The 6,376-nt window shown below is 60.9% G+C and carries 3 protein-coding genes; 2 read left to right on the top strand and 1 reads right to left on the bottom strand.

Translation table 11 applies throughout. The annotated features are described in order from the left end of the window. The first annotated feature begins 426 nt into the window (after positions 1-426). Positions 427-3,291, top strand: coding sequence for a filamentous hemagglutinin N-terminal domain-containing protein (locus tag VHL31_RS01930; RefSeq protein WP_329659514.1), 2,865 nt, complete (start codon positions 427-429; stop codon positions 3,289-3,291). A 163-nt stretch (positions 3,292-3,454) separates the two neighbouring features. Further along, the gene (locus tag VHL31_RS01925; protein ID WP_329659513.1) at positions 3,455-5,419 is read left to right on the top strand and encodes a CHASE2 domain-containing protein; all 1,965 of its coding nucleotides are present in this window, start codon (positions 3,455-3,457) and stop codon (positions 5,417-5,419) included. A 737-nt stretch (positions 5,420-6,156) separates the two neighbouring features. Here VHL31_RS01925 and VHL31_RS26580 read toward each other — a convergent pair. Next, positions 6,157-6,318, bottom strand: coding sequence for a GAF domain-containing protein (locus VHL31_RS26580; protein WP_349262338.1), 162 nt, complete (start codon positions 6,316-6,318; stop codon positions 6,157-6,159). Positions 6,319-6,376: the final 58 nt, after the last annotated feature.

The raw sequence follows: 6,376 nt of genomic DNA, 5'->3' as shown, positions 1-6,376 counted from the left end.
TCCTTGGGCATCGGCGTGCGCTGGCGCTTCCCGCCGCGGATGCTGGCGGAGCTCTACTGGGGCGTCCCGCTGCTCAACCGCGAGGACAATGACGACGACTTCCTCCAGGACGCCGGCATCAGCTTCCGCATCGGGTTCGACTTGTATTGAGGCAGGGCGGAGACGGTACTTAACTCCAAGCTTGCAGTTGCTTTCATGACAAGGCCAGTTGCGCTGAATTGCTGCTACAACTATTGTTCGTTATCTTCTGGGTGATCTTCCTAATTCGGCAGATGTAAATCTAGGTAGATTGATACCGCCAGAGCGAAAGTAACTACTAAATATTGTAAAATCTGATCTTGTTAGGCGCTTGCATTTGGTTCTCATGTGTTGAGTATCAGTGCCTACTGACAGTCCAAGGCTGAACATAACCTTGGGAGGCGCCTAATGTACATCAGCACTGGCCGGATATCGGCCCTCGCCTTCCTGCTCGCCACGACCTCGCTCTGGCCCGCGGTGGCCCAAGTCGCCACGGACGGCACGCTCGGCCCTAAGGTGAGCCGCACGGGCAGCAATATTGAGGTGGAAGCTGGTCTCGGCCAGATCCGCGGCCAGAACCTGTTCCACAGCTTCGAGCGGTTCGGGGTCCAGACCAACGGCAAGGTGACCTTCACCGGTCCTGGCGGGCTGAACAACGTGATCTCGCGGGTGACGGGCGGGCAGACCTCCTCCATCGACGGCACGCTGGCCTCCACCGTGCCGGGCGCGGATGTCTACCTGATCAACCCGAGCGGGGTGGTGTTCGGGCCGAACGCCAGGCTGGACGTGCCGGGCTCGTTCCATGCCAGCACGGCGGACGAGCTGCGCTTTGCGGATGGTGCCGTGTTCAGTGCCCTGGATCCGGCCGGCAGCCAGCTCAGCGTGGCGGCCCCGCAGGCGTTCGGGTTCCTGGGCGACAAACGCAGCAAGATCACGGTCGACCAGAGCGTGCTGGAGGTGCCGGAGGGAAAGGCGTTGTCCCTAGTAGGCGGAGATGTCGAAATTAAGGGTGGACCCTTAGGATTCATTGAGGCGGAAGCTGGTCGTGTCACTATTAGTGCCATAGATGGCGCCGGCAGCATGCAGATCGCAGACGGGAAAATGATTGGCGCTGGCGCCGACATTCGTCTGTCAGACCGCGCCCTCGTCGACGTCAGCGGCAATGGCGGCGGTACAGTGCACATCAGTGGTGACCGCCTTGTCGCAGAAGACTTCTCGTTGATCAATGCTGATAATATAGGTGCAAAGAATGCAAGTGGTGGCATCGTTGTTGAAGCGTCAGTGGTAGCCGTCACCTCAGGATCACAAGCAACGACGGACGCACGCAGTACCGGCAGTAGTGGACAGGTAATTATTCAGGCCGACACGCTTGATTTTTATGAGGGTGGCGATGCTAGCAGCAGAGCCAGGGCTGCAGGAAATGCGGGCGGAGTAACGGTCGAAACCGGGCAGCTGACCATCGCACGCGGAGATTCTGAGTTCGCGACTGGAGTTTTTAGCAGCGCTGAATCTTCCTCTACCGGCGGCAATGCTGGACCAGTGACAGTCACTGCTGAGAGAGTGATGAACATACTGAATGGGGGTGCGATCAGCAGCAACACCTTCGGGGCAGGCAACGCGGGTGACGTGAAGATCGACACTGGCAAAATATATATCGATAGCACTGGATCCGGATTTTTAACCGGCATCAGCAGCGAGGCTAAAAGGGGTAGCATAGGTCAAGCCGGAAAAATAAATATTGAGGCCGATGCTCTGCATATCCGGGAAGGAAGTGTAGTAAGTAGTAGTACATTTTCCGGTGGAAATGCGGGAGAATTGACAGTTAACACCGGCCAGCTGCTTATCGACCGCGAAGCTTCTGGACTGCCTACTGGCATTTTCGCCAGTGCTGAGGAAGGCTCGACTGGGAATGGTGGTCCAGTGACGGTCACGGCCACGACCTCGTTGGACATTCTCAAGGGTGGGGAGATCCGCAGTGGTTCCTTTGCTGCAGGCACTGGGGGTCAGGTAACAGTCAACGCTGGCCATCTAACCATCGATGGTGGGGGCTTGAACACTGGTATCACGAGCCAGGCTGGCAGGCTCTCTACCGGCGGCAGGGCCGGCATGGTGAAGGTCGAGGCTGATGTGCTCAAGTTGCTCAATGTGGGGGCGATCAGCAGCAGCACGTTCGCGGCAGGCGATGCAGGCAATGTATTCGTTGAAGCTGGCCAACTGATCATCGACAGCGGCTTTGCGTCTCCCGCTTTTACCGGTATCACAAGTCAGACAAATCCGAATTCTACGGGCAGTGCGGGAGTAGTGACCGTTAAGGCCGGTCAGCTACAGATCCGCCGCGGCGGTCTGATCACAAGTGATACGCAAGGCACAAAGGACGCTGGTCTTGTAAGCGTTGAAGCAGACGTACTCGAGATTTCCGACTTCGGCGCTATCAGTAGCGGTACTTTTGCAGAAGGGGATGGCGGTGAGGTAAAGGTTCAAGCCAAACGACTCATCATCAACGGTGGCGGCTTTGGTCCTCCTGCCTTCACTGGCATTGGCAGCGAAGCGGGGCCTGACTCTAGCGGCGAGGCTGGTGGAGTAACGGTTCAAGCAGGTGAACTTGAGATCCATAACGCGGGCGAAATCAGCTCGTCTACGCTTGGCAGTGGAGCTGCCGGCAATGTCGATATCATAACTGATACCCTGACAATTGCAGATGCTAGCGTGCGTACTCGTGGAGAAACTGCGGTAGGCGGTCAAATCGGCATCACCGCAACCGGACTGATCTATCTTCTAAACGCTGACGTCACCTCCAGCGGTATTGAGCCGGCCGCAGGAGCTAGCCTGATCACGCTGCAGGCACCTGTCATCGCGTTGAACAACAGCAGGGTAGAGTCGCTCACCGGCAGCGGTCAGCCCCTGCAGGGCTCGGGCGAGGCACGGCTCCTTGGAGACACCACCGTCATCTCTGCCACCAGCATTGTTGCCGCCAGTTCGTCGGTGGAGACTACCGGCCTGCAGACCGACCTCGGCAGCGAACTGCAGTTGGCTACCGGCACCTTTCTGGACGCCGACCAGCTCTTGCGGGAAAGCTGTGCCGCCCAGGGCAGCGACCGTTCGACTTTCATCCGCACGGGCAAGGGTGGTCTACCACCCTCCCCCGACCGGCCGCTTGCCAGCCTCCATGCAGCACCAGCGGAAGGAACAGCAGCTGACGGTGAAGCCCCCTTGCAGGTGTCATCCGCGGCGGTTCTGCCCTGCGAAGGACCAGCGGCTGAGCCGAAGTCATGAGCGGCAGGATATCTGCCTGAGGCTTGTCCTTGGATGGGCTCCCCTCGCCTGCTCGGGTGATCCTGCTGATGCTCAGCCCATGCAACACCATCCTTGCTGGAGGCCGCAGCGCGTGTGACGACCCCTGCTCCGCCAGCGCCGTGATCTAGCCTCTGCGCTGACCGTGCTTCTCGCCGCCGTTGCCGTCGTCGGGGTCCTGGCCACGACACGGACCCAAGGCCGGCTGAAACTGCTGAGCCATGACCTCATGGTCAACGCGCAGAACCGCCAGCGGGTCCTGCCAGATCCCGGCGTCATGATCGTGGGCGTTACCGAGCGCGACCAGCGGATCTATGGTGATCGGCCCAAGGATGCTGTTCTGGCCGACGCTCTGCAGCGGATCCTGGCGGCCGATCCAATTGTGGCCGGCATCGACTTCTTCCGTAGCGATGTGCCGGTTGGGCCTCTGGGTGCCTATCCCGATCTTGCCGGGTTCAGACGGCTCTCCACCCTTCTGCAATCCGACCCACGGCTCGTCGTGATCCTGAACACCGGCATGTTCCCGGATCGTGCTGCCATCCAATACAGCCAGCTGGCGCCATTCCTGGATCTGGGTGATCGTCTGGTCAGCGCAGAGATGGTGACCGACGAAGCTGACCGGGTTGTCCGCAGAGGACTGCTGGCATCGCAGACCGAGGACCTATGGCTATGGTCGCTTGGTACCAGGATGGCGTTGGCGGCGCTTGCAAAGCAGCAGATCGGCTTTGGAGAGACCCCGGAGGGTGTGTCCAAGCTTGGTGAGCATCCCATGCCAGGGCTTACGCGCCATGATGGCCCCTATGTCCGGCTGGATGCTGGCGGCTACCAGCGCCTGTTGAGCTGGCCGCTACGCCAGGTGCCAAGGGTCTCGCTTGCCGATGTTCTGGCTGGGCGCACCAAGCCTGAGGACTTTGCCGGCAAGACGATCCTGATCGGTCCCCTCGCCCGATCGTCGAAGGACTACTTCACCGGTGCCCTGTTCAACGCGGAGCGGGTGGACGATCCGGCCAATCAGCTGCCGCTGCGCAGCATTTTCGGTGTGGAGGTGCATGCCCAGCTGGCGGCCCAGCTCATCCTGGAGGGGCGTGGCGAGCTGCCGGTGTTCCAGCCAGCCTCCTCCTGGTGGACCTATGGCCTGCTGGGTCTGGCTGCGCTTGGCGGCACCTTGGCCGGTGCGCTCGTGTGGCGGCCATGGGCATCGCTGCTGGTCGTCCTTGGCGGTGCCCTGCTCTTCCCTGCCGGCGCCTGGCTGGCGATGGGGCAAGGCTGGTGGGTGTCCTGGATCCCGAGCCTGCTGGCTTGGCTGATTGCCGCAGGCTTAGGCTTCCTGCTGGTGGCCTGGCGCGAGACCAGATCACGCCAGGCCATCTCCGGCCTGTTCCGCAGCTATCTGCCACCCTCGGTGGCCGACCAGCTCTGGGCGGAGCGGGATGAGCTGGTAGATGGCATCCGGCCGATCCCTAGAGTGCTCCCGGCCACCGTGCTGTTCTCGGACATCCGTGGCTTTACCGGCGTGGCGGAGCGACTGCAGCCGCACGAGCTGTTCGAGTGGCTGGAGCGCTTCCATGGCCAGATGACTGATCTTGTCACCGAGCACGGCGGGATCGTCGCCGACTTCATGGGCGACGGGATGATGGCGGTGTTCGGCGCCCCCATCCCACGCACCAGCCATGAGGACGTCCAGCAGGATGCCATCAACGCCTGCCATGCTGCTCTGATGATCCGGGAGACCCTGCCCAAGCTCAGCGCGGAACTGACGGAACGAGGTCTGCCGCCGATCGGCATCCGGATCGGCATCCATAGCGGCAACGTCACCGCTGGCGCCATCGGCGGGCGCAGCCGGCTGCAGTATGCGCTCTTGGGCGACACCACCAACATCGCTGCCAGGCTCGAGCAGCTCAAGGACCCCGCGGCGACGATCGACGACCACTGCCGGATCCTGATCTCGGCGGAGACCTATGCCCTTGTACGGGACATGTACCAGGCGAAGCTCTTGCCGCTTCAGGAGCCTCTCAAGGGCAAGACCAGACCCGTCCAGGTCCTACGGCTGATCGGGCCATCTGAGCCAAGCTCCTTGCCTGACCCAGGCGGACGATCTCAAGCTGGATGACACCTCACTCGCGGCACTTTGCCATGAAGCGAGGTCCAGAGGACCCAGCCGTCGATGCTTCGAGATCCTCTTCGAGGATGAGCATATCAAAGCCAGCTGGACATTCCCTGGTTGCTGTTTCCAGGCAGCTGGCAAGGGTATCGCTGCCGCCAGGGCATTGGATCAGGCCTGCCTGCCGCCGCTGGTCATCAGCTGTGTCGCTGGCACTTGTGCATGCCCCAAGTGCTATAGCCGCGCCAGCAAGCATGATCAGGTGCCGCATTGATCAACGCCTTCTTCTACAGGAAGTGCTCGTCAGCACATTCAGATTATACTGATACCGTCAACACTACACAGCACATCCTCCTGGCAGACGCTGAACATGGCAGTGTAGCATCCTGTACAACAGTATCCTGCGCAGCCTCCTCCACCAATCGCACCTGAGCATTGCATGGGTGTACTCCGGCAGGACTGCAGCACAAGACAATGAAGTGCGTCTCGGATAGGCTGCTCTGGAGCATCCGAGACAGTAACCTGAGCAAATTGAGATCCTAACAAGACAAGGTCCCTCCCCGCATGCCCATCTACGGCTTTTGCCGCCGGCGGCGGGGTGACCGACGTGCGGACGACACTCGCCATGTCGACGGCCCAGGCGAAGGACGTGTTCGCCGCGACCGCGAAAGCGGCGTCGTCCTTCCGCTCGGCTGGGGGCGCCACCTGATACACGGACTGATCAAGGTCATCGGCCGGCATTCCAGCTAACCTCTGTCGCTTAGTTCCCGTTCGACCAGATGGCCAAGGTCCTGCAGCAGCCGTACCGCAGCCTCGTCCAGTTGATGCGGTTGCGTATCGATGATGCACAAGGTTCCGACGCAGCTGCCAGAGGGGAGGACAAGCGGACAGCCAGCATAGAACCGGATGTGCGGTTCGCCGGTGACCTGAGGGTTGTCGGCAAAGCGCGGGTCCAGCAGGGTGTCG

Source organism: Geminicoccus sp., assembly GCF_036263595.1.
Taxonomy (GTDB): domain Bacteria; phylum Pseudomonadota; class Alphaproteobacteria; order Geminicoccales; family Geminicoccaceae; genus Geminicoccus.
This window is presented reverse-complemented; position numbering and strand designations above follow the sequence as displayed.